The following is a 23,066-nucleotide window of genomic DNA, read 5'->3' as shown; positions in this document are numbered from 1 at the left end:
GTAGAACTAATTAGATGTTATTAGACCAATAGGTTCTAGATTTTTGTTAATTGTAAAAAGTAAGGGCGGCTCCCATCACGGAAGCCGCCCTTCTTGATGTATAGTTATGTTATGATCATAATAACTTTTCAGGATGAGTTAGTTCTTCTACTAGCTCATATACAGTAGTACAAGGCTTGTGAGCCGCATAATCTGTTCCCGAAAATGATTCTCTTAAGCGTTGAGCGTGTTTGATAGCTAATGATTCATCTCCTATACGTTGTAATATGTCGAAAGTTTCCGGTGATTTCTTTTTATATCGGTAGTTTGAATCATTTGTTCTATTTTGTATTTCCCTTTCTATTTTCTCAATGTATTGAGAACGGGATATGCCGGTATCCAAATATTGAAAATGTAGATAATACCAAAGTTCGAATGACTCATTAGACCATGCGCAAAGAATATGATTCTTTTTTGCAAGCTGTATGGCGTCATTGAAATCATTAAAGTCATCCTTATCAAAAACAGCCCATACCCTGTCAAACTCTTTATTTGATTTATCACGAATAGCTATGGTTTCTTTGATAAGACTGACTGTACCTTGTCCCTTACCTTCAATTGTAACCTCACGGATATCCGAATAACGGTCTTTTATTAAAGCCTTGAAATAGTTAGGTTCAGTTCTTTCACCTTCACATACGATAAGGAAACTAACAGATACATTGCGTACTGCTACTTTTCTTCTTTTATCCAGTTTTGCCTGTCTTTGTTCTCTTTTTATTTCCTCAAACCGATGTTTCGGCAGCAGTCTACTCATTGTGTATTAATCTTTAATATATGGAATTGCGCCGTAACGTCCGTTGATATAATCTTTTTCAAAACTACGGTCTTTCCGAATCTTGTTTCCTTCCGGTTCTCTGAATTCTGCTAATGAATAGAGGTCGGTAGCTTCCGAATGATCTTTTTCCGTAAACCAAATCTGATCCCTACGGAATGTTTTTACATTCAGTAAATTGGTGTCGTGGGTAGCAAATATTAGTTGAGCTCCCTTGGGATTTGTTTTTGGATTGTTGAAAAGTTTAATAATATGTTGAGTCAGTAATGGATGGAGCTTGGAATCGAGTTCGTCTATAACTAGTAGACCTCCCAACGCCAATTGACCAATAACTAAGGCGGCCAAATCGAATAGTTTGTTAGTACCCGATGACTCATGCTCTTTCATGGAAAAGCGGGTTTCTCCAATGACTTCTTCCTGTTCATTATACAAATTATGTATGGTGTATGCTTTTACTTCTTTTGCCAACTTTTCATCTTCGGGAAGTTCAAATCTGTTAAACCCTACATTCATAGATTTCAAGAAATCTTGAATCTCTTGTTGAAAGCTAAGTTCTGGATTTTTATTATTACACATATCATTTGTAAATACAGACCAAGATTCATGGTCGATACCTGATATTACCCAGATACAGTCAATTTTATGAATAATTTTTTTGGCAATTTCACCGTTAAAAGAATCAATTGTAGATAAAAATAGTCCATTGTCACGTACCTTTTCTTCCAAACCTTTGCCTTCATTATACTCGTCAGCTATTCCGATTCCTTCTTCTGTACGAACAAATAAGCATTTTTCCTTTTTTGCTTTTCCCTCTTTTATATATAACCACTCTTCATAAACCTTCAGATTGTCTGCGGTAAAGCCATACGTATATGTTTGGTTATCTATCAGTATTTCTATTTCAAAAAATGATGGTTCTTGAGTTGATTTTTGGTTTAATAAGAAAGGAGTAATATTTAATTTATCTGTAGAACTCATTTTAGAAGAATAGTTGACTATCTCTCCAAATTTGCCAATCGCTTTTAAAAAGTTACTTTTTCCACTTGAGTTAGCTCCATAAATAACAGCTGATGGAAGTAGTCTATATCCTTCTTTTTCTATAACAGATTCATTCAATTCTTTAATAGCGGTAGCTTCCATGCTCAAAACCTTTTTGTCTTTGAACGAACGATAGTTGCCTACTGTAAAATTGATTATCATATTGTTTTTATATTAAGTTGTCTATTCTATAGAACATGGCAAAGATACGAATAGTTTTAGATAATTCTCTTAAAATGAGAATTTTTCTCATTTTAAGAGAATAGAGTTGAGATTGTGTGTTATTATGCCGTGTAAAAAATAAGGGCGGCTCCTATCACGGAAGCCGTCCTTATTACTTATTTAATAACGAATAAATTCTTATTCCAATCTACGAGAACCGTCACCGATTACTACGTCATACACTTTCGGGCTTCTGCCGAATTTAGCTTTGAAAGCAGCTTTTGTTTTTTCAACGAAGTTGTCATACAACTCATCCTTAACAAGGTTGATCGTACAACCACCGAAGCCACCACCCATTACGCGTGAACCGGTTACGCCGTATTCTTTAGCGCAGTCATTCAGGAAGTCGAGTTCTTCGCAGCTTACTTCGTACAGCTTGCTCATGCCGTGATGAGTTTCGTACATCTTCTGGCCAACAGTTTCGTAATCATCCTTTTCCAATGCTTCGCAAACATCGAGTACACGTTGGATTTCTTCAATTACATATTCTGCACGCATATAGTCTTCAGCGCTGATATCAGCTTTCGCTTCTTCCAGCATAGCCATCGTACAGTCGCGCAGGAATTCTACGTGCGGATGTTTTTTCTGGATAGCGGCAACAGCAGCTTCACAGCTTTGGCGACGCTTGTTGTAAGCAGAAGAAGCCAGTTCGTGTTTAACCACTGAATCCATCAGAACCAGACGATAGCCTTCCGGATGGAATGGGAAATACTGATATTCCAGTGAACGGCAATCCAGACGGATCAAGCTGCCTGCTTTACCGAACACAGAAGCAAACTGGTCCATGATACCGCAGTTAACACCGCAGTAGTTGTGTTCTGTTGCCTGGCCCACTTTAGCCAATTCAAATTTATCTATTTTGTTTTCACCGAACAGTTCGTTCAATGCGAAAGCATACGTACTTTCCAAAGCAGCAGAAGAAGACATACCTGCACCCAGAGGCACATCACCTGCAAAAGCAGTATTGAATCCCTTCACGTCAACGCCACGTTTAATCATTTCACGGCATACACCGAAAATATATCTTGCCCAGCTGGCACGTGGAGCATCCTCTTCGTTCAGACCAAATTCTACATAGTCTTTCAAGTCGATAGAGTAAGCTTTAACCTTGTCAGTGCCGTTTGGTTTGATTTCAGCAATCATGCCTTTGTCTACGGCTCCCGGAAATACGAATCCACCGTTGTAGTCAGTGTGTTCGCCGATCAGGTTGATACGGCCCGGAGAAGCATATAAAAATCCAGTAGTTCCGTCAAAGTGTTTAATGAAGCGACTTCTTACGTATTCTGTATCCATGATATTTATATTTTAAAGGTGAATAAATTGAATTCTATTCTATGTGATTATTCCACAGGAATATCCTTATTTACATTCTTGCAACCTACCAAGCCGTAGAACAACAGGTAAGCCAGAGCAGCGATAATCAACCAGTAGCTAGCCATATAACCTACAGAGTCAGAGATACTTTGTTGGATCAACGGCAATACACCACCACCAACAACCATCATCATAAAGATACCGGAAGCCTGTGCTGTATATTTTCCTAAGCCTTCTACTGCAAGGTTGAAGATACCACCCCACATTACAGAAGTACAAAGACCGCAAAGTACAAGGAACAAGGCACTTACAGGAACCTGTGCCATCATAAAGCCTTCACCTACAGTATAACCCGGCATTGAAACCGTTACATCTTTCGGAGTGAAGATAGCGATCAATACGAAAATGATAGCAGTAGCAGAAACAGCGATCAACTGTGCACGGCTGGAAACCTTACCACTGATAGCACTACTTGCAGTACGTCCCACAAGCATCAGCAACCAATAGATAGCAGCGATAGCACCACCGATAGCAGCACCGTTCATCATGATACCGGCACCTTTATCGCTTGAATCGGCAAGATAGAAGTTCAGTGTACCCGGGATACCAATTTCAATACCTACATAAATAAAGATACCGATTACACCCAGTAAAGTGTGACGGAAGCTCCATGGACTGTGAGAGAATTTTTCTTTCTTCACTCCACCTTTCTGAAGGTGTGGTTCAGGAATAGCAACAAATGAGATAACGATAAATGCAGCAACGAATACACCCATAGCAACGAAGAGCAGAGGAGCAACGTCAGACATAGCAGTACTTGAAGTAACAGTACCGATCAAAGCACCTACGAAAAGCGGAGTCAATGTACCAGACAAAGAATTAAGAGCTCCACCAGTCTGAATCAACTGGTTACCTTTGTTACCACCGCCACCGAGAAGGTTCAACATCGGGTTTACCACTGTGTTAAGCATACAAACGCAGAAACCGCAGATAAATGCACCAAGCAGATAGATTACAAAGTTTAATTTGATAACATACTCACCGAATGCAAATACTTCAGCACCTGCTCCGAATAAGCTGGAAAGATACTGTGTGAACAAACCGAGGAAACCGACTGCCATTGCAATCAAAGCAGTCTTCTTGTAACCGATCTTAACGAGCATGTTACCGGCAGGAATTCCCATAAACAGGTAAGCCAGGAAGTTCATCATATTTCCCATCATACCTAAAGTGTTCGAACCCGCATATTCATTTCTCCAGATTGTTCCGAATGGAGCAGCGAGGTTTGTTACGAAAGAGATCATCGCAAAGATGAAGAACATCGTGATAATTGCGACGAGATTACCGTTCTTTTTTTCTTGTGTCATGGTTCAAAAAAAATGTTAGTTTATAAAATTAGGTTAGTTATTTTTCAAATCTTATTCTTCTACCGTAAATTTGTAGACAGTGATCTGTTGGTATTCATCACCCGGCAGCAAGGTAGCCGATGGAAAATGAGGTTTGTTCGGAGTATCCGGGAAACACTGTGCTTCAAAGCAGATAGCGCTTCTGGCAGGGAATGTAGCTCCGTGTGCACCTTCAAATCCGTTGAGCCAGTTGCCCGTATAGAGTTGTACCCCCGCTTCGGTGGTATATACTTCCATGATACGTCCGCTTTCCGGGTCCTTGCAAGTGGCAGCCAGGTCGAGCGAACCGCTTTCCATCTTGTTCAGTACATAACAGTGGTCATATCCTGCACCGAAAATCAGTTGCTGGAATTTGTCGTCGATACGTTCGCCTACAGTGTGCGGAGCACGGAAATCCATCGGAGTACCTTCTACTTTGGCAATTTCACCGGTAGGGATAGAAACTTCGTCGATAGGCGTATAGAAATCAGCGTTGATCGTAACGATGTGGTTGTTAACGGTAGGAGTAGGGTTGGAAATACCGGCGAGGTTGAAGAAACCGTGGTTAGTCAAGTTAACGACTGTAGCTTTGTCGGTGGTAGCGCGGTATTCGATAGTCAGTGCATTTACTTCATTTTCCAGGCGGTAAGTCATTTCCACTTCCAGATTGCCGGGGAATCCCTCTTCGCCGTCAGCAGAAACATAGTTGAATTGCACTGTGCTCTCATCAATCTGGACAGCATCCCAAACACGGGCGTGGAAACCGGTAGGTCCACCATGTAGAGAGTTAGGTCCGTTGTTAATCGTGAGTTCATGTTCTTCGCCGAACAAGGTGAATTTTCCTTTGGCGATGCGGTTGCCGTAGCGTCCGATAGTAGTGCTTAGGAAAGGTTCCGGGCTGTTGATGACGTGGTCGATGCTGTCGTGTCCGAGGATTACATTAGCATACTTACCGTTTTTGTCCGGTACCATGATAGAAAGAATGGCGCATCCGTAATTGGTTACAGCTACTTCCATTCCCTTTGTGTTTTTGAGGATAAATAAATCAGTTTTCTTATCATTTATATCCTTTTGGAAATCTTTCCGGCTGAGCCCTGATAGATTCCCTTCTGTTGGGAATGTGTTATTCATGTCTGGTATTATTAAAAATTTCCTGCAAATAAAGGGAAATTCTTTCTTACTCACAAATTATTCCGACTAAATATGACAGGTGCTTTAGGAAAGTTTAGCTTTATTACTTCATCTTCTTTGGATGCAAGGACAAAAGATGATTTCTTAAATGAATTTTCATCCTCCTTTTCTTAAAAACTGAACTATTTTTTGTATGTTTGTTCCCGGATTGTAACAATCCGAGCGAATTTAATCTAAGTTTATAACAAGAAAAACAAAAATGTATCCATTAAAATTCGAACCTATTCTGAAGCAGACGCTTTGGGGGGGCGACAAAATTATTCCGTTCAAGCATTTGAATTCAGACTTGAAAGGAGTAGGAGAAAGCTGGGAGATTTCCGGTGTTGAGAACAATGAATCCGTAGTGGCTAATGGCCCGGATAAAGGTTTAACCTTGGCCGATATGGTAAGAAAGTATCGTGAGGAACTGGTTGGTGAAGCGAATTATGCCCGTTTCGGCAATAAATTCCCACTGCTCATTAAGTTCATCGACGCCAAACAGGATTTGTCAATCCAGGTACACCCAACAGATGAGTTGGCGAAGAAACGCCATAATTCGATGGGAAAAACCGAGATGTGGTATGTGGTAGATGCCGACAAAGGAGCTAAATTGCGTTCAGGATTCTCTGAACAGATTACCCCGAAAGAATATAAAGAACGCGTGTTGAACAATACGATTACCGACGTATTGCAGGAATATGAGATCCATCCGGGTGATGTATTCTTCCTTCCTGCCGGACGTGTGCACAGCATCGGGGCAGGTTCTTTCATCGCCGAGATTCAGCAAACTTCTGATATAACTTATCGTATCTACGATTTCAACCGTAAAGATGCGAATGGTAAAACCCGCGAACTTCACACCGATTTAGCCCGTGAAGCCATCAACTACGAAGTATTGGATGACTATCGTACTAAATACGAACCGTTGAAGGACGAACCGGTAGAACTGGTTGCCTGCACTTACTTCACGACTTCTCTGTATGACATGACTGAAGAAATCAGTTGTGACTATTCCGAACTCGATTCATTCGTGATCTTTATCTGTATGGAAGGATCATGTACAATGAGAGACAATGAAGGTAATGAACTGACTGTTAGTGCAGGAGAATCTATCCTGTTGCCTGCTACCACGCAAGATGTCACTATCACTCCCGAAGGAGGAAGTGTGAAATTGCTGGAAACATACGTATAAGATAATAGCGTACAAAATGAAGGTCATCCGACTTTGTTTCATCCTCATGATGGGCAAAGCCGGATGACTTTTTTTATTACTAATAGAATAAAAACGGCAAAAAACTCTTTAACTATATTTATTAAAAAGTTTATCTGGAACACACAAAAAGATTCGTTCTTTTGCCGCTTGCCAAATGGCATAATATATAAAATAACTAGTGATGTAATGAGGAACAAAAATGGATTTAGCCGATGTGCAGAGTTCTACATCGGCCGTTTGCGAAAGGAGGGACGCTATTCTACGGCGCATGTCTACAAGAATGCCCTCTTCTCTTTCAGCAAGTTTTGCGGCACGCTCAATGTGTCGTTCAGACAAGTCACCCGGGAAAGTTTACGACGCTACGGGCAGTATCTTTACGAGTGTGGCTTGAAACCCAACACGATCTCTACGTATATGCGTATGCTTCGTAGTATTTATAACCGGGGAGTAGAAGCGGGCATTGCGCCTTATGTGCCGCGACTGTTTCATGATGTTTATACCGGTGTCGATGTTCGCCAGAAGAAGGCCCTGCCTGCTGTCGAATTGCATAAGCTTCTGTATGAGGACCCCAAGTCGGAGCGTTTGCGTCGTACACAGGCTATTGCTGCCCTGATGTTCCAGTTTTGTGGAATGTCGTTCGCTGATCTGGCTCACCTGGAGAAATCAGCTTTGGAACAGAATGTGTTGCGATACAACCGTATCAAAACTAAAACCCCGATGAGTGTGGAAGTGCTTGATACAGCCAGAGAAATGATTAACCAGCTTCGCAATAGGGAAGATGCACAACCCGATTGTCCGGATTATCTGTTTGACATCCTTAGCGGCGATCAAAAACGTCTGGATGAAAGAGGGTACCGGGAATATCAGTCCGCTCTTCGCCAATTCAATAATTGTTTGAAGGACTTGGCAAGAGCCTTGCATTTGCAATCTCCAGTCACTTCCTATACACTTCGCCATTCTTGGGCAACGACAGCGAAGTATCGGGGAGTACCTATTGAAATGATTAGTGAATCATTGGGCCATAAATCTATAAAAACCACACAAATCTATTTGAAAGGCTTTGGACTTAAAGAACGTACAGAGGTAAATAAAGGGAATTTATCTTACATTAAAAACTGTTGTGTAGGCAGGGCAAAAAGTGCAAAGTATTAGTATTCAGAACTAAAGTATGTGTGTTACTTCTTAGGTAACGGAACTTAAATTTGACGCAAAGATAGACAAAAACATAAATAGTAAGCAAATATTCTTCCACTTTTTTTCGTTTTATCTGAAATATAGGAAAAAAACCATCCGAACATGAAATAACTTTATTTTCATGTTCTAAACTTTTTATTGCCTAATCTCTGGATTTTTCCTGTTGAGTATTAGGCAGTTCCTTTCTTGTGCCCTATTCCTATATGTGATTTCCATTTTTATAGAGACGCGCGCCTTGTGTGTGTATTGTCCGTTACCTAAGAAGTAACGGAATAACATGGGGTAAAAAAACATGATTTTAACAAAACCAAAATCACTTAGTGCTGGGCCTAGCGATGGGACAGGGGAAGGCGTAGCACACTCTAAACGCTGGTATGTTGCTCTGGTTCGTATGCACCACGAGAAGAAGGTAGCCGAACGTTTAGACAAAATGGGGATCGAGAATTTCGTCCCTGTCCAACAAGAAATTCATCAGTGGAGTGACCGGCGCAAGGTAGTTGAGTCTGTCCTTCTTCCAATGATGGTGTTTGTGCACGTAAATCCGAAAGAACGCAAAGAAGTTCTGGGTTTTTCTACAGTGAGCCGTTATATGGTGATGCGTGGTGAGAGCTCTCCGGCGGTGATTCCAGATGAGCAGATGGCTCGTTTCCGTTTCATGCTCGACTATTCCGAGGAAGCTATTTGTATGAACAGCTCTCCTTTGGCACGTGGTGAGAAGGTCCGTGTTGTGAAAGGACCTCTGACCGGGCTGGTTGGTGAACTGGTCAATGTCGATGGCAAAAGCAAGATTGCCGTCCGGCTGAATATGCTGGGATGCGCTTGCGTTAATATGCCTATTGGCTATGTCGAGGCTGTCTGCGAGAAAAACTAATCCCGTCATCATTTATCCACCATTTACATGAATACGAAATTATCCGGTGCTTTTGCACTGATATTCTTTTTCTTCTTTCTCTCGGCTTGCCAGTCCTATAAGAAAGTACCTTACTTGCAGGATGCGGAGATTTTGAAACAGGCGAATACGCAAGTTGCGCCTGTTCAGGACGCAAGACTGATACCGGGTGATGAAGTTTCCATTCTTGTTTCCACTTCCGATCCGGTTGTTTCGCAGCCTTTCAATGCGCAAGGCAGTACGTTTCTATTGGACGATCAGGGAAATATCAATTATCCGGTTTTAGGTAAACTTCCTTTGAACGGTTTAACAAGTCGTGAAGCTGAAAACCTGATAACGGATAGACTGAAATCTTACGTGAAAGAAAGACCTACGGTAGTAGTCCGTATGTCCGGTTTTAAAATTTCCGTTTTGGGCGAAGTGGCCTCTCCCGGTGTTTATCCGGTAGTGAATGAGCAGATCAATGTGCTCGAGGCCCTTGCCATGGCAGGAGATTTGACTATTTATGGTGTTCGTGATAATGTAAAACTAATCCGCGAAGACAGGAATGGGCATAAACAGTTTGTTACACTCAATCTGAACGACGCGGATTTGTTATTATCTCCTTACTATCAGTTGCAACAGAATGACATCCTGTATGTCACTCCTAATAAAACCAAAGCGCAGAGCGCAGACATCGGAACAAGTACGACGATGTGGGTTTCGGGATTTTCCATTCTGGTATCTATTGCCAGTTTGCTGGTCAATATACTTAGATAATACCATCTAATTCCCGGTACTCCTCCGTACAATTAAAACACGGACACTCCTTTATCGGATTCAAATCATGATGGCCTACAATCAACGTCTTAGGAAATATTTTCCTCAATTCGCGGAGCAGACCGAGCAAAGAAGCCCGTTGTGCCAATGTACGCGTGTCTTTGGGACGTCCCGCCATATCCAGCCCTCCTTCGTAACAAATACCTATCGAATGGGTGTTATGGTCACGGCAGTGTGCCCCGACCTTTTCCAGAGGACGGCCTTGGTAGATTTCTCCATCCCGGGTGATGTAGAAATGATAGCCGATGTCACGGAATCTCCGGTGAAGGATATGATCTTGACGGCAAGCCTCCGCCGAAAGGGACTTTCCTTCCGGCGTGGCACTGCAATGAATGATAATCAGAGTGATGGTACGCATAAGGCTACATACAGCTCTGTACTCCGATCAGACCTCCGATAGCGGTGGCAACGGTGATAATCACTTTGATGATGAAGCTCCATACGGAGCGGGGAGAAGATGAATTACTCATGATGTTACTTTTTTAAAGATTAAAAATAAAGGATTTAGGATTAAGCAGCCGGATCAGGCGCTTCACCGCCACCATCCGGTTTCGGATCAGGGGTATCACCCGAATCAGAACCTCCTCCGGCAGTTGTTGGTTTCTGATATTCGGCCTGCTGTTTCAACTGGCTGTCGAGTTTCAGGTTGGTGGTTGACAAATTACCGGTAGCACGGGCTTTCAGACGCATACCAGTGATGTTTTTCTCCAATGAGAAATCTTCCAGCGTATCAGCTGCCTTACTGCGGATGCCCACACCAAAGATGGCAAGGTCGTCGATTTTCACACATTTGCCGTCGAGCAGCAGTTCCTTGATGCAGTCTACCATGTCGGAAAGCACACCTTTGATGACACCACCGGAATACGGTGAATTGTGTTTTGACATGTGTTCGGCAAGCTTAGCCAAATCAAACGTCTCGTCGCTTACCGCACGGGCGAACCACTTGCCTGCATTCAGGCCTTTTTGCTGTTGGTTTTGATAAATTTTGTAACGAATCATAAAACAATAAATTAAAGGGTTAAACATTGTGTCCGGGGGATTCTTTTCCCTTTCGACGATACAAAGATACAACCCTGAAACCCGCAGAAATCAATAGTCTACAGTTGCACGCGATTGTTGTCAATTATGCGCAGTAACGGTCGGTTATTCAATGGAAAAACGTAGGATATGTGAATATGTTTTGTTATTTTTGTAATTGTAAATCAGAAACTTATTCATCATGAACGAATTCAAAATACGCGCCTACGGTCGCATGGAACTGGCTCAACTTTATTCTCCGGAACTAACTGACATTGCTGCATATCGAAAGATGAAGAAATGGATCTCTTTATGTCCCGGACTTCTGCAACGCCTGTACGACTTAGGTTACGAATCAAAGCGCCGCTCATTCACCCCGTTGGAGGTGAGAGTGATTGTAGATGCCTTGGGAGAACCTTAGAAGAGCGGAAAAGTAAAGCACCGCTTTAGCAATCGTAAAGCTATGCTTTACCACCTCTAAAGCGCCGCTTTAGGATTCATGAAACGTCCTGTTGTTATATAAATGCAAAAAATGCACTTTTTCCGAGGGTTCCCTAACACACGCACACATGCGTGCGCGTATAAACGCCTTTATCGTCTGTATTGATAAGCAATCCTTTTTTTATCAGACGGTTCAGCCAGCTAAGAGCAGTGTTAGGTTTGATTTTCATCTTTTCAGCCTGCTCCAACAACTGTGCGCGGGTGAACTGGTTGCCCATCATTTCAAAAAGTGCATCCCGGTCGGCATTGGCTCTATGTTTGACCTCTGTGGAAGGAAGAAAAGACAAGATATGTGTGGCATGACGATAGAGCGGAGTTACAAGCTCCAGCACCGCATGGAAATCTTCAGCGGTGATTGTCACATCCCAACGGGTGATAATGCCGTCTTTGATATTATCGGCGGCAATCTCCTTGTCAGGGGTCAGCAGAGGGGAGGAAGAATCCTTGAACTGATAAGGCTGGTCGCATTCCAATGCACGAATCATAGCTATTTCTGCCATGATACGGCATGTATTGACAGCCAGTCGGGCTATGGAACTGCTCATTTCGTTATCGTTGGCAAGTCCCGAGCGGAAAAACAGATCGGCAAAGAGGGCATTGAACTCTTGCTTTTGCTCATCAGTGAGCCGGAGCGTATGAAGCCCGTGTGCTTTCATCAGGTCCAGTTGCTTTTTCCATTCCAGGCCTATGCCTGTGAAGATGGCTTCCAGATCGGTTTCGCCACTTTCAAACTGGTTGATCCATGTCCATATGCCGTGCATATAATAAAACAGCTGGCGCGAGAAAAGACCGTTCTCTGTCGAGGGAATGAGTGGTTTTACTTGTGCGGGTGTGCCGGAAAGCAGGAGGGAGAGATAGCTTTTCTTTACCTCCCGGTATTCCTGGTCGGTGCGCCGGTTGTACGACAGACGATCGTGGTCGAATGCTTTGCGGAGTGTATCGCTCCAGTGTCCGTATTCAGAACCGATAGCAGCGGAGATGGTATCCGCTTCGGTTTCGCAGATAAGTCCTGTGCCGTTGGCATCCATGATATTTTGCAGAATACCTGTTCCGGTGTTATTGCCCGAGATGAGAAACATTTTATTCTTGGGCATTTGAGGAGCTTCCACTTTGCAGCGCTCCTTTCCCATGGTATCATAGGCGGCTTTCTCTTTTTTGTAGGCCTTGACCTCTTCCACTACTTTTTGGCGGATCTCGTCATGAATAGGCTCTACAAGCAGCCGGATGAACGAAAGAATTCCCTTACCCGAGGCGGAAGGAGCCACAATAAAACTTTGCAGGCAAGGAGACTGGAGTTTGCCGGCGTATGGACATCTCACATATCGCTCCATGCTGGCACCTATGGCGGTCAATGCTCCGAGCAGCATGACATCGCGTTGTGTGGGGCTGGTGGCATAACTCATGATGAGCAACAGGATTTTCGGCCAGTCCGCTTCGGTGAAAGAGGGCAATGGTTGGTTCGGGTCACTCCCGTCCTGCAGCTCTTCGGATTCGTCCGGTTCTTCATTGTCCACCTTATTATACACGTGCGTGTGTGTGAGATTTTTGGACGGTGCATTTCCTGCATTTTTTGCATTTTTCCGGTGGTTCATCATTTCCTCTTTGCAGAGAGTCACACCCGCCCTTTCAGCAAGATGGAATGCAGTGCCCAGATGGACATCTCCATGCCGGGTAGTAAGTGCGTTAGAGAATATCCGTTCGGCATGTTCCCGTTCGTACTTGGCAGACACCCGGCACAACCGATGGAAAAACTCGCGTCCCGCTTCTCCGCAATCCGTTGCGATGGCGAACGCCAGTTGTACATATTCAGCATACGTAGGGGCAATATCCGCTCCTGCAGTTTCAACCGCCTCACAGAGGCGGCATAACGATTCAATTTCGTCCATAATTTTAATTTATAGTTTTTAATATCTAATTATTTGTTGTTTCTAAACAACGCTCCCGGATCATGACTAAGAAAACAAGACCTAACAATGTCCTTACCGGAAAAGTCTACCCCTTTGCGTTTTTCTCCGAATGGAGGAGGTGTTTCAGTACCATAGAGCAACACAGTGAACATCATTGCCAGTTTCATATTTTCGATGATACTGTTTGTGTCGTTAGCAATGGGTAAATGATCGTAGGGTACGAATGCTTTCACACCCCGTCCGCTGGGACTGATAAACGTGAGTACAGGATGCAGAAGGTGGTCATTAAACAATGTACTGCGCATTTCCACTGCCTCCTGATAGGAATCGAGATGGTCGATATCTACCACCACCAGATGTGAAGAAGCTACGAAACATTTGCTGTTGCGACGCGAGAACGTACCACAGGGAGTCACATAAGGCAATAGTGATGCTTTTGCTGTCCGTATATCTCCGGAATTGCGTACTTGCTCGGTCAGAATTTTGAGATTCTCGTTGCAGGTTATCATTTGAAAAACTTGTTCTACGGAGACTTCGCAGGAGGGAATAAGTGTTGCAGGAGTAACAATCCGCCCCAGTTCATTTTTGATGGGAGCAATGGGAGGCATGAAATAAGACATTCTGAAATCGTTTGTCATAACATTTATATTTTTTGATTATCGTCTTGAATTTTCAAAACGCGAGGCGAAGGTAGAAATAGCTTTTAAATATATCGTTCAGACATGTCTGAACGGATATGCATAAAATTAACATATAATACAATGTATTTAACAACTAATAAAATTATAAACATGAAAAAATTTAATCATCCCGTACTGGGCCATTTCATCGCAGAGCAGTTTGAACGTGCTCACTTGTCAATAGAGGCTATGCGTAAAGAAATCCACATGGGAAAACCCACTTATTACAAGATGATATCTGGGGAGATTTACGTCTAAGTGATTTTACCCGTCTTTTTTCCTATTACTATGACAATCTCACAAAAGAAGAGTTTCGAGCCAAAATGGTAGAATGGGGAGAACTTTATATTGAGTATAGGGAGAAAAATGAGGATATGGATGAAAATCTAAATCAAGAATAAAGTAATGCAGGAAGTCCAACGTTTTAATAAAGTCTTAAAATCTTTTGTCCTTTCAGGGGACATCATCTTACTGAACTTACTGTTGTGGGTGTTTGGTTCTCTTTGGGGAAACCGTTCTCCTTTTGAGTTTTCCATGCCTCTTTTCCAGAACATGGCTTTGATGACTTTATGTTATCTGGTTTGCAACATTCGTTCTGGAGTGATTCTTCATCGTCCGGTGGTTCGTCCGGAGCAAATAATGCTTCGGGTGGCACGGAACATGATTCCTTTTGTATTGATAGTACTGGGACTTTCGTACATATTCCATTTTGAATGTGTTAACCTGCGTCAGCTGGGGGCATTTTATGTAGTTCTCATTATCGTTATTATTTCTTATCGCCTGACGTTTCGCTATATTCTGGAGCTTTATCGCAAAAGTGGGGAAAATGTCCGAAAGGTAGTACTGGTGGGTAGCCATGAAAATATGCAGGAACTTTATCATTCCATGACGGATGATCCGACATCAGGATATCGTGTACAGGGGTATTTTGAAGATTTCCCATCAGACCGCTATCCTATGAATATTGCATATTTGGGGCAGCCGTGCGAAGCTGTTGATTATTTGACCCGTAATGCGGGAAAGGTAGACCAACTTTATTGCAGTCTTCCTTCCGCCCGTAGTGCTGAAATTGTGCCGATTATCAACTATTGCGAGAATCATCTAATTCGTTTTTTCAGCGTTCCCAATGTCCGGAACTATCTGAAACGGAGAATGTATTTTGAAATGTTAGGTAATGTCCCGGTACTTTCTATCCGTCGTGAGCCACTTGAGTTATTGGAAAATCGTATTGTGAAACGTAGCTTTGATATTGTTTGCTCGCTACTATTCCTTTGTACTCTTTTCCCGATTATATACATCATTGTGGGACTGGCTATAAAGATAAGTTCTCCTGGACCTGTCTTTTTCAAACAGAAACGAAGTGGTGAAGATGGTCGTGAATTTTGGTGCTATAAGTTCCGTTCGATGCGGGTGAATGCTCAATGTGATACGCTTCAGGCTACGGAATGTGATCCTCGTAAAACCCGTATCGGTAATCTGATTCGCAAGACGAATGTGGATGAACTTCCCCAATTTATTAATGTACTGAAAGGGGATATGTCTTTAGTGGGTCCCCGTCCGCACATGTTGAAGCACACAGAAGAATATTCCCATTTGATAAATAAATATATGGTTCGTCATTTTGTTAAACCGGGTATTACAGGTTGGGCACAGGTGACAGGTTTTCGTGGAGAAACGAAGGAACTTTGGCAGATGGAAGGACGTGTGCAACGTGACATCTGGTATATCGAGCATTGGACGTTCATTCTGGACTTATATATCATGTATAAGACTGTATATAATGTAATCCGTGGGGATAAAGAGGCTTATTAGGTGAGGAATTGGAAATTGAGTAAAAATTAAATCAATAGTTGTAAAATTACATGAGTAGGTGGTTATGAGAAAACTGAAACGATTGACTTTGGGTGTGTTACTTGCTTTTTTGCTGGTATCCTGCCAATCATATAAGAAAGTGCCTTATTTGCAGGATACGGCTTTTGTGAATGATACAGAACAGAGTGTTCGTCAGACAGGTGTGAAGGTTATGCCCAAGGATTTGTTGACGATTGCCGTGTCTTGTTCTACTCCGGAATTGGCTGCACCTTTCAATCTGGTTCGTTCGAAGACTGCAGGTGGATTGGAGGAAAAGACGGCGGGACAAGGAACCACGCCCTCTGCTCTGCAACAATATTTAGTAGATAATCAAGGGAATATCAATTTTCCAGTGTTGGGCGAGATTCATGTGAGTGGATTGACCAAACTGGAAATAGAAAACCTGATTATAGATAAGCTGAAGGTTTATTTGAAAGAAGCGCCGATTGTAACTGTGCGTATTGTTAATTACCGAATTTCGGTATTGGGGGAGGTTGCCAAGCCTGGTAGTTTTGTGATCTCTAATGAGAAGATTAATTTGCTGGAAGCACTCGCTATGGCAGGTGATTTGACTATTTATGGTATGCGTGATAATGTGAAATTGATCAGGACAGGGCAAGATAACAAGCAGGAAATTATTACTATGGACTTGAATAAGGCTGAAACGGTACTGTCTCCTTATTATCAGTTACAGCAGAATGATATAATTTATGTGACACCTAATAAGACTAAGGCTAAGAATTCGGATATAGGAACCAATACGGGATTATGGTTTTCTGCTACTTCTATCTTGGTTTCACTTGCAAATATATTGGTAATTTTATTAAATAAGTAATTAGTAATGAAAGAGAATGAGAATTCGTATAACAATAATATGAGTGAATTAGACGAAGAGAAAGTAAATTATCAGGAAATTCTCTTTAAGTATATCATTCACTGGCCTTGGTTTATTGCTTCGGTTTTAGCTTGTTTGATTGGCGCTTGGGTGTATTTGCATTTTCAAACTCCTGTGTATCAGGTCTCTGCATCTATCATGATAAAGAATGATAAAAAAAATGGTGGTGGAAATACTGCAGATTTGGAAAGCTTGGGATTAGGTGGGGTGATTACTTCTACGCAGAGTATTGATAATGAGATAGAAGTGCTACGCTCAAAAACAATACTGAAAGAGGTCGTTAATAATCTGGAACTTTATATTACTTACTATGATGAGGATGAGTTTCCTAAAAAGGAACTGTATAAAACCTCTCCCGTAATTGTGAATTTGACGGCACAAGAGGCGGATAAATTGCCAAATGTAGCTTTGGTTGATATGAAGTTATCTCCAGAGGGTGGTCTGGATGTGAATCTAAAGATAGGCTTGAATGAATATAATAAGCATTTTGATAAACTTCCAGCAGTGTTACCTACGGATGCAGGTACATTTGGGTTTACATTGAAAGATTCTTTATCAAATGGGAAGATAGTAGGGCAAAGTGTAGTACGAAATATCAGCGCTGTAGTTAGTCAGCCTTTTGGGGTGGCAAAAGGATATCAGTGGGCATTGGAAATAGCACCTACCTCAAAAACGACTTCTGTAGCAGTTGTTTCATTGATGAATACGAATATACAGCGGGGACAGGACTTTATTAATAAGTTAATGGAAATGTATAATCGGAATACGAATAATGATAAAAATGAGGTTGCCGAAAAGACGAGAGAGTTTATCAATGAACGTATTAAGATTATTGATGAGGAACTTGGCACTACAGAGGATAAGCTGGAAGCTTTTAAAAGAAATGCAGGATTGACGGATATCAGTAGTGATGCCCAATTAGCAGTATCGGGAAATGCTGAATATGAAAGAAAACGTGTAGAAAATGGAACTCAAATTAATTTAGTTCGTGATCTTAATAAATATATCAATAATCCGTCGAATGAGTATGAAGTATTACCTAGTAATATTGGTTTATCCGATAATGGTTTAACTACTCAAATAGATCGTTATAATGAATTGATTATTGAACGTAAGCGTTTACTTCGTACTTCTACGGAAAGCAACCCGATGATTGTAAATCTGGATACAAGTATTCGTGCCATGAAAGCAAATGTAAAAGCTGCTATTGATGGGACTTTACAAGGCTTGCTTATCGTGAAGGCTGATCTGGATCGTGAGTCCAGTCGTTTTTCCCGTCGTATCAGTGATGCTCCGGGACAGGAGCGCCAGTATGTAAGTATTGCACGTCAGCAGGAAATCAAGGCTGGGCTTTATCTGATGCTTTTGCAGAAACGTGAAGAGAATGCTATTACTTTAGCCGCTACTGCGAATAATGCGAAGATTATTGATGAGCCAGCAGCTGAAGGTGCTCCAGTTTCTCCTAAGCCTAGGATAATCTACTTAATTGCTTTAGTGGTAGGAGTGGGATTGCCTGTTAGTATTATTTTTTTAATTGGTTTGACTAAATTTAAAATAGAAGGGCGTGGTGATGTAGAGAAGTTAACAAGTCTGCCTATTGTAGGTGATGTACCGTTGACAGAAGAAGCAAACGGTTCTATTGCTGTGTTTGAGAATCAGAATACTTTAATGAGTGAAACTTTCCGTAATATCCGTACTAATCTTCAGTTTATGCTTGAGAATGATCAGAAAGTGATTTTAGTGACTTCGACGGTTAGCGGTGAAGGTAAATCTTTTATTTCTTCAAATCTAGCGATTAGTCTTTCTTTATTAGGAAAGAAAGTGGTGATTGTGGGGCTTGATATTCGTAAGCCTGGTTTGAATAAAATTTTTAATCTTCCGCGGAAAGAGCAAGGGATTACTCAATATCTGTCGAATCCAGAAAAGAATCTGATAGATTTCGTTCAGCCTTCGGATGTTAGTAAGAATTTGTTTATTCTTCCAGGAGGAACTGTACCACCTAATCCAACAGAGTTATTAGCTCGTGATAGTTTGGATAAAGCGATTGAGGTATTGAAAAAGAACTTTGATTATATAATTTTGGATACTGCCCCGGTTGGTATGGTGACTGATACTTTGCTCGTAGGTCGTGTCGCTGATTTGTCTGTTTATGTATGTCGTGCAGACTATACTCGGAAAGCTGAATTTACCTTGATTAATGAATTGGCTGATAGTAATAAGTTACCCAATCTTTGTACTGTAATCAATGGTCTTGATCTTCAGAAGAAAAAGTACGGTTATTATTACGGTTATGGTAAGTATGGCAAATATTATGGCTATGGTAAGCGTTATGGGTATGGGTATGGGTATGGCTATGGAGAGCATACAATAAAGGAAGAATAAATATCTAAAATAGTAAGTACTTAACAATAATAATATATGAATATAGCAATTGTAGGCACGGGTTATGTTGGCTTGGTGTCCGGTACTTGTTTTGCAGAAATGGGTGCCACTGTGACTTGCGTGGATGTAGACGCAAATAAAATAAACAAACTGAAAGTTGGTGAGATGCCTATTTATGAACCGGGGTTGGAAGAATTGGTGAAGCGTAATGTAAGTTATGGGCGGCTGAATTTCACGACAAACTTGACCGAAGTCTTGGATGATGTAGAAGTAGTCTTTTCTGCTGTAGGAACTCCTCCTGACGAAGATGGAAGTGCTGACTTAAAGTATGTACTTGCTGTAGCTCATCAATTTGGACAAAGTATTAACAAGTACACAATTTTAGTGACCAAATCAACTGTCCCCGTAGGTACTGCTCGAAAAGTGAAAGCTGTCATTCAGGAGGAACTAGATAAGCGTGGGGCGGATATATCCTTCGATGTAGCCAGTAACCCTGAATTCCTGAAAGAGGGAGCGGCTATCAAAGACTTTATGAGTCCTGACCGAGTGGTAGTAGGTATTGAGAGCAAGAAGGCCGAAGAGGTGATGACTAAGCTTTATCAACCCTTCTTACTCCAGAACTTCCGTGTGATCTTTATGGATATTCCTAGTGCAGAGATGACTAAATACGCAGCGAATGCGATGTTGGCTACCCGTATTAGTTTTATGAATGATATAGCTAATTTATGTGAACGAGTAGGAGCTAACGTAGACCATGTACGTAAAGGTATTGGAGCCGATGTGCGTATTGGCCAGAAATTTCTTTATGCCGGTTGTGGATATGGCGGTAGCTGTTTTCCGAAAGATGTGAAAGCTTTAGTGCATACAGGCATCGAAAACGGCTATCACATGGAGGTGATTGAAGCAGTAGAGCGTGTTAACGATCGTCAGAAGAGCATTGTGTATGATAAACTGACTCGTTTGATGGGTGATGTAAAAGGTAAAACCATTGCTATGCTAGGTTTAGCCTTTAAACCTGATACAGACGATATGCGCGAAGCTCCCGCTTTGGTGGTTATTGATAAGTTGCTGAAGGATGGTGCTATCGTTAGAGTCTTTGACCCCATCGCTATGCTTGAATGCAAACGTCGTATTGGTGAGGTGGTAACCTACACTGAAAATCTATATGACTGTGCCGATGGCGCTGATGCGTTGTTGCTAATGACTGAATGGAGACAATTTCGCTTACCCACTTGGAACGTGATTCAGAAAGTAATGACTGATAAATACATTGTAGATGGACGTAATATTTGGAATCGTGCGGAATTGGAAGAGTTGGGATTTAGTTATACGAGAATAGGGGAAAAGTGATTTTTTATTCTTCATATTGAATAGCATAGATATTATAGTATAGCTGAATGATGATGACGCAGAGTAATAATAAAAGAATAGTTAAAAATACACTTTTCTTATATATTCGTATGTTCCTGATGATGGGCATAAGTTTATATACAAGTAGAATAATATTAGCTACATTAGGTGTAACAGATTATGGTATTTATAATGTAGTTGGCGGAGTAGTAACTATGCTTGGTTTTCTTACTGGTGCAATGAGTTCAGCAACTCAACGCTTTTTGTTAGTTAAATTAGGGATTAATGATGTGGAAGGACTTAGAACAACCTTTCATTCAGCTTTATTAATTCATTTCATTATAGCATTTATAGTATTATTCTTAGCGGAAACTATTGGGCTGTGGTTCTTGAATGTGCAAATGAATATCCCCGTCACAAGAATGGAAGCAGCCAATTGGGCCTATCAAGCAACGGTGATATCTTTTGCTTTTTCGTTATTCATTGTACCATATAATGCTTCTGTCATTGCTCATGAAAGAATGGGTGCCTTTGCATATATTGGAATATTTGATGCTGTAGCAAAGTTAGCGATTGCTTATCTATTATTAGTTATTGGTTATGACCATTTAATAGTATATTCAATTTTGTTGTTATTGGTAGGTATCATTAGTAATCTGCTTTATATTATATATGCTCGTACTCATTTTACAGAGTGTACAATGAACTTTTCTTTGGATAAAGAGTATTTTAAGTCCATAATGAATTTTGCGGGGTGGAATTTGATAGGAAATTTAGCATATGTCGTAAAATCACAAGGAATCAACATTCTTATTAATATTTTTTGCGGCCCGGCTATCAATGCGGCAAGAGGTATTGGATTTCAAGTGAATCAAGCTGTAACTTCATTTGTAACCAACTTCCAAATGGCTTTGAATCCCCAGATTACAAAGTCTCATGCACAGGGTGACATGGATTATCTTAATGAATTGATATTTAGAGGCACTTTGTATTCTTTCTATTTAATGTTGTTTTTATCGATGCCTATATTGGTGAATACTCATTTTATACTATCAATATGGTTGGTAGAAGTTCCACAATATTCAGTAGAATTTGTACAATTGGCAATTATTCTTTCTTTGTGTGATACGCTATATAGACCATTGCTTACTGCCCATTTGGCTACAGGAAAAATAAAAAATCTACAGATCATAGTAGGTGTTGTCAATCTCTTGAATTTACCTGTTTCGTATTTTCTATTGAAGATGGGATTTAATGTTTTATGTACGATGTGGGTTGCGATAGCCATATCATTAATTACTCTATTGTTGCGAATATTTTGTTATTGTAGTATCGAAGTGTTCCCTGTACTAAATTTTGTAAAGCAAGTTTTGCTTAGAGTATTGTTAGTTTCTCTATTTGCTATATTCTCAACATTTATTTTGCAATTTATGCATTCAGATGGCTGGTCATATTTCTTTTTATCTTCTTTCTATTGTGTTGTTTGTATCACAATAATCACCTATGTAATAGGGTTAGATAAAAGAACTAAAGATTTCTTGAAGAAAAAAATTAGAGTTATTATGTATCATGAGTAAGAAAGTAGTTCGAATTTTAAGATTGTTGATAGAGTTGAGGTATAAATATTTGTTTCAATTCTCCATTGTAATAGTGGAACGTGGATCTAAATTGGAAGTTGGAGAGAATACTAAGATTATTAAATCAAAGATTGTAGTCAAAAATCGACATAATTTGCAAATTGGCAATTCTTGTATTATAAAAAAATGCACTCTTTCCTTTTATAGTGATAACGGTTGGAGAGAATCATCAATAGGCAGTAATGGAAATTTCAATGGTGTATACCTACAAGCTTATGGTAGTTTCAAGTGTGGTGATTGGAATATTTTTGAGCAGAAAAGTAATACTCCGATGCTTACCGTTTTTAATGGGAGCTTAGATATCGGACATCATAATCGTTTTATGAATCGTTTTTGGATTCGTTATAATGCAAACGTAAGAATTGGTAATTATAATAACATCAATGAAAGATCTTGGTTGAGAGCTGATGAACAAATTACTATAGGTGATTATAATCAAATCTCTTATAATGTAATGATTTGGGATACTAATACACATAATATATATACACCATCAAAAAGAAGAGAGTTAACAGAAAAATATTATCCGTTTTTTGGATATGAATATGAAAAGCCTTCAACGAAACCTGTCAAGATAGGTTCTGATTGCTGGATTGCCCAAAATGCTGCAATATTAAAAGGAACAGAGTTGGAGGATGAAGTGATTGTAGGTTTTTGTACCATATTGTTAGGTACAAGTATCCCTTTCGGAACTACGGTGGTGAATAAGGTAGAATACCGATTTGTGTAAAATATAGACTTAATAGATATATGTGTTTAATTTAATTTATTGATTATGAGTAATTTAC

At 40.7% G+C, this 23,066-nt stretch carries 22 protein-coding genes; 12 read left to right on the top strand and 10 right to left on the bottom strand.

Annotated features, from left to right (window positions below; all coding sequences use genetic code 11):
* Positions 1–115: 115 nt before the first annotated feature.
* The 5 genes from LPH68_RS03965 to LPH68_RS03945 all read right to left on the bottom strand — a co-directional run bounded on the left by LPH68_RS03965 (position 116) and on the right by LPH68_RS03945 (position 5,904).
* Entirely contained in the window at positions 116–796 is a 681-nt protein-coding gene (locus LPH68_RS03965; RefSeq protein ID WP_004314125.1) for an RloB family protein, read from the bottom strand.
* Positions 797–802: 6 nt separating this feature from the next.
* Complete coding sequence (locus LPH68_RS03960; protein WP_225449765.1) at positions 803–1,954, bottom strand: ATP/GTP-binding protein; 1,152 nt, start codon at positions 1,952–1,954, stop codon at positions 803–805.
* A gap of 258 nt (positions 1,955–2,212) precedes the next feature.
* Entirely contained in the window at positions 2,213–3,367 is a 1,155-nt protein-coding gene (gene galK, locus LPH68_RS03955) for a galactokinase (protein ID WP_004314127.1), read from the bottom strand.
* A 47-nt stretch (positions 3,368–3,414) separates the two neighbouring features.
* Complete coding sequence (locus tag LPH68_RS03950) at positions 3,415–4,755, bottom strand: MFS transporter (protein WP_004309167.1); 1,341 nt, start codon at positions 4,753–4,755, stop codon at positions 3,415–3,417.
* Between the two features lie 51 nt (positions 4,756–4,806).
* The gene (locus tag LPH68_RS03945; protein ID WP_004307294.1) at positions 4,807–5,904 is read right to left on the bottom strand and encodes an aldose epimerase family protein; all 1,098 of its coding nucleotides are present in this window, start codon (positions 5,902–5,904) and stop codon (positions 4,807–4,809) included.
* Between the two features lie 259 nt (positions 5,905–6,163).
* Here LPH68_RS03945 and LPH68_RS03940 point away from each other — a divergent pair, with 259 nt between their 5' ends.
* The 4 genes from LPH68_RS03940 (at position 6,164) to LPH68_RS03925 (ending at position 9,998) form a co-directional block, all read left to right on the top strand.
* Positions 6,164–7,135 carry a type I phosphomannose isomerase catalytic subunit gene (locus LPH68_RS03940; protein WP_004309166.1) on the top strand — a complete coding sequence of 324 codons (972 nt, stop codon included), beginning with the start codon at positions 6,164–6,166 and terminating at the stop codon, positions 7,133–7,135.
* 207 nt (positions 7,136–7,342) lie between these two features.
* A complete protein-coding gene (locus LPH68_RS03935; protein WP_004307292.1) occupies positions 7,343–8,308 on the top strand; it encodes a tyrosine-type DNA invertase cluster 3b in 966 nt (321 codons plus the stop codon).
* Positions 8,309–8,642: 334 nt separating this feature from the next.
* A complete protein-coding gene (locus tag LPH68_RS03930) occupies positions 8,643–9,221 on the top strand; it encodes a UpxY family transcription antiterminator (protein ID WP_004307291.1) in 579 nt (192 codons plus the stop codon).
* Between the two features lie 27 nt (positions 9,222–9,248).
* On the top strand, positions 9,249–9,998 hold the full coding sequence (locus LPH68_RS03925) for a polysaccharide biosynthesis/export family protein (protein WP_004307290.1): 750 nt from the start codon (positions 9,249–9,251) through the stop codon (positions 9,996–9,998).
* On the opposite strand, the gene LPH68_RS03920 is transcribed toward LPH68_RS03925, so the two are convergent.
* From LPH68_RS03920 to LPH68_RS03910, 3 genes are read right to left on the bottom strand one after another with little or no spacing between them, the layout of a single operon-like run.
* Entirely contained in the window at positions 9,991–10,416 is a 426-nt protein-coding gene (locus LPH68_RS03920; protein ID WP_004307289.1) for an N-acetylmuramoyl-L-alanine amidase, read from the bottom strand. The genes LPH68_RS03925 and LPH68_RS03920 overlap by 8 nt on opposite strands.
* A 4-nt stretch (positions 10,417–10,420) precedes the next feature.
* A complete protein-coding gene (locus tag LPH68_RS03915) occupies positions 10,421–10,528 on the bottom strand; it encodes a smalltalk protein (RefSeq protein ID WP_004297473.1) in 108 nt (35 codons plus the stop codon).
* A gap of 40 nt (positions 10,529–10,568) precedes the next feature.
* The gene (locus LPH68_RS03910) at positions 10,569–11,057 is read right to left on the bottom strand and encodes a DNA-binding protein (RefSeq protein WP_004307288.1); all 489 of its coding nucleotides are present in this window, start codon (positions 11,055–11,057) and stop codon (positions 10,569–10,571) included.
* Between the two features lie 220 nt (positions 11,058–11,277).
* On the opposite strand from LPH68_RS03910, the gene LPH68_RS03905 reads away from it, so the two are divergent.
* Positions 11,278–11,496 (top strand): DUF4248 domain-containing protein, encoded by a 219-nt coding sequence (locus tag LPH68_RS03905; RefSeq protein WP_004297475.1) that lies wholly within the window; start codon positions 11,278–11,280, stop codon positions 11,494–11,496.
* Positions 11,497–11,629: 133 nt separating this feature from the next.
* Here LPH68_RS03905 and LPH68_RS03900 read toward each other — a convergent pair whose 3' ends face one another.
* Together LPH68_RS03900 and LPH68_RS03895 are read right to left on the bottom strand one after the other, a co-directional pair.
* Entirely contained in the window at positions 11,630–13,462 is a 1,833-nt protein-coding gene (locus tag LPH68_RS03900) for a DUF3987 domain-containing protein (protein WP_151923052.1), read from the bottom strand.
* Between the two features lie 29 nt (positions 13,463–13,491).
* Entirely contained in the window at positions 13,492–14,121 is a 630-nt protein-coding gene (locus tag LPH68_RS03895; RefSeq protein WP_120080411.1) for a BT4734/BF3469 family protein, read from the bottom strand.
* A gap of 153 nt (positions 14,122–14,274) precedes the next feature.
* Between LPH68_RS03895 and LPH68_RS03890 the strand changes: the two genes are divergently transcribed.
* From LPH68_RS03890 to LPH68_RS03860, 7 genes are all read left to right on the top strand, one after another.
* Positions 14,275–14,421, top strand: coding sequence for a hypothetical protein (locus tag LPH68_RS03890; protein WP_165863272.1), 147 nt, complete (start codon positions 14,275–14,277; stop codon positions 14,419–14,421).
* Between the two features lie 147 nt (positions 14,422–14,568).
* A complete protein-coding gene (locus LPH68_RS03885) occupies positions 14,569–15,975 on the top strand; it encodes an undecaprenyl-phosphate glucose phosphotransferase (RefSeq protein WP_004307284.1) in 1,407 nt (468 codons plus the stop codon).
* A gap of 64 nt (positions 15,976–16,039) precedes the next feature.
* A complete protein-coding gene (locus LPH68_RS03880; RefSeq protein WP_008651614.1) occupies positions 16,040–16,849 on the top strand; it encodes a polysaccharide biosynthesis/export family protein in 810 nt (269 codons plus the stop codon).
* Positions 16,850–16,855: 6 nt separating this feature from the next.
* Positions 16,856–19,291 (top strand): polysaccharide biosynthesis tyrosine autokinase, encoded by a 2,436-nt coding sequence (locus LPH68_RS03875; protein WP_151923051.1) that lies wholly within the window; start codon positions 16,856–16,858, stop codon positions 19,289–19,291.
* A 36-nt stretch (positions 19,292–19,327) separates the two neighbouring features.
* Entirely contained in the window at positions 19,328–20,641 is a 1,314-nt protein-coding gene (locus LPH68_RS03870; protein WP_151923050.1) for a UDP-glucose/GDP-mannose dehydrogenase family protein, read from the top strand.
* A 47-nt stretch (positions 20,642–20,688) separates the two neighbouring features.
* Positions 20,689–22,218, top strand: coding sequence for a lipopolysaccharide biosynthesis protein (locus LPH68_RS03865; protein WP_151923049.1), 1,530 nt, complete (start codon positions 20,689–20,691; stop codon positions 22,216–22,218).
* Positions 22,211–23,008 carry a hypothetical protein gene (locus tag LPH68_RS03860; protein WP_151923048.1) on the top strand — a complete coding sequence of 266 codons (798 nt, stop codon included), beginning with the start codon at positions 22,211–22,213 and terminating at the stop codon, positions 23,006–23,008. Before LPH68_RS03865 ends, LPH68_RS03860 begins: the two co-directional genes overlap by 8 nt.
* Positions 23,009–23,066 lie beyond the last annotated feature (58 nt).

It is taken from the genome of Bacteroides sp. 1_1_30 (assembly GCF_020982715.1).
Taxonomy (GTDB): Bacteria; Bacteroidota; Bacteroidia; order Bacteroidales; family Bacteroidaceae; genus Bacteroides; species Bacteroides xylanisolvens.
Note: the sequence above shows the minus strand (reverse complement) of the source record. Positions and strands in the feature narration are given on the sequence as shown.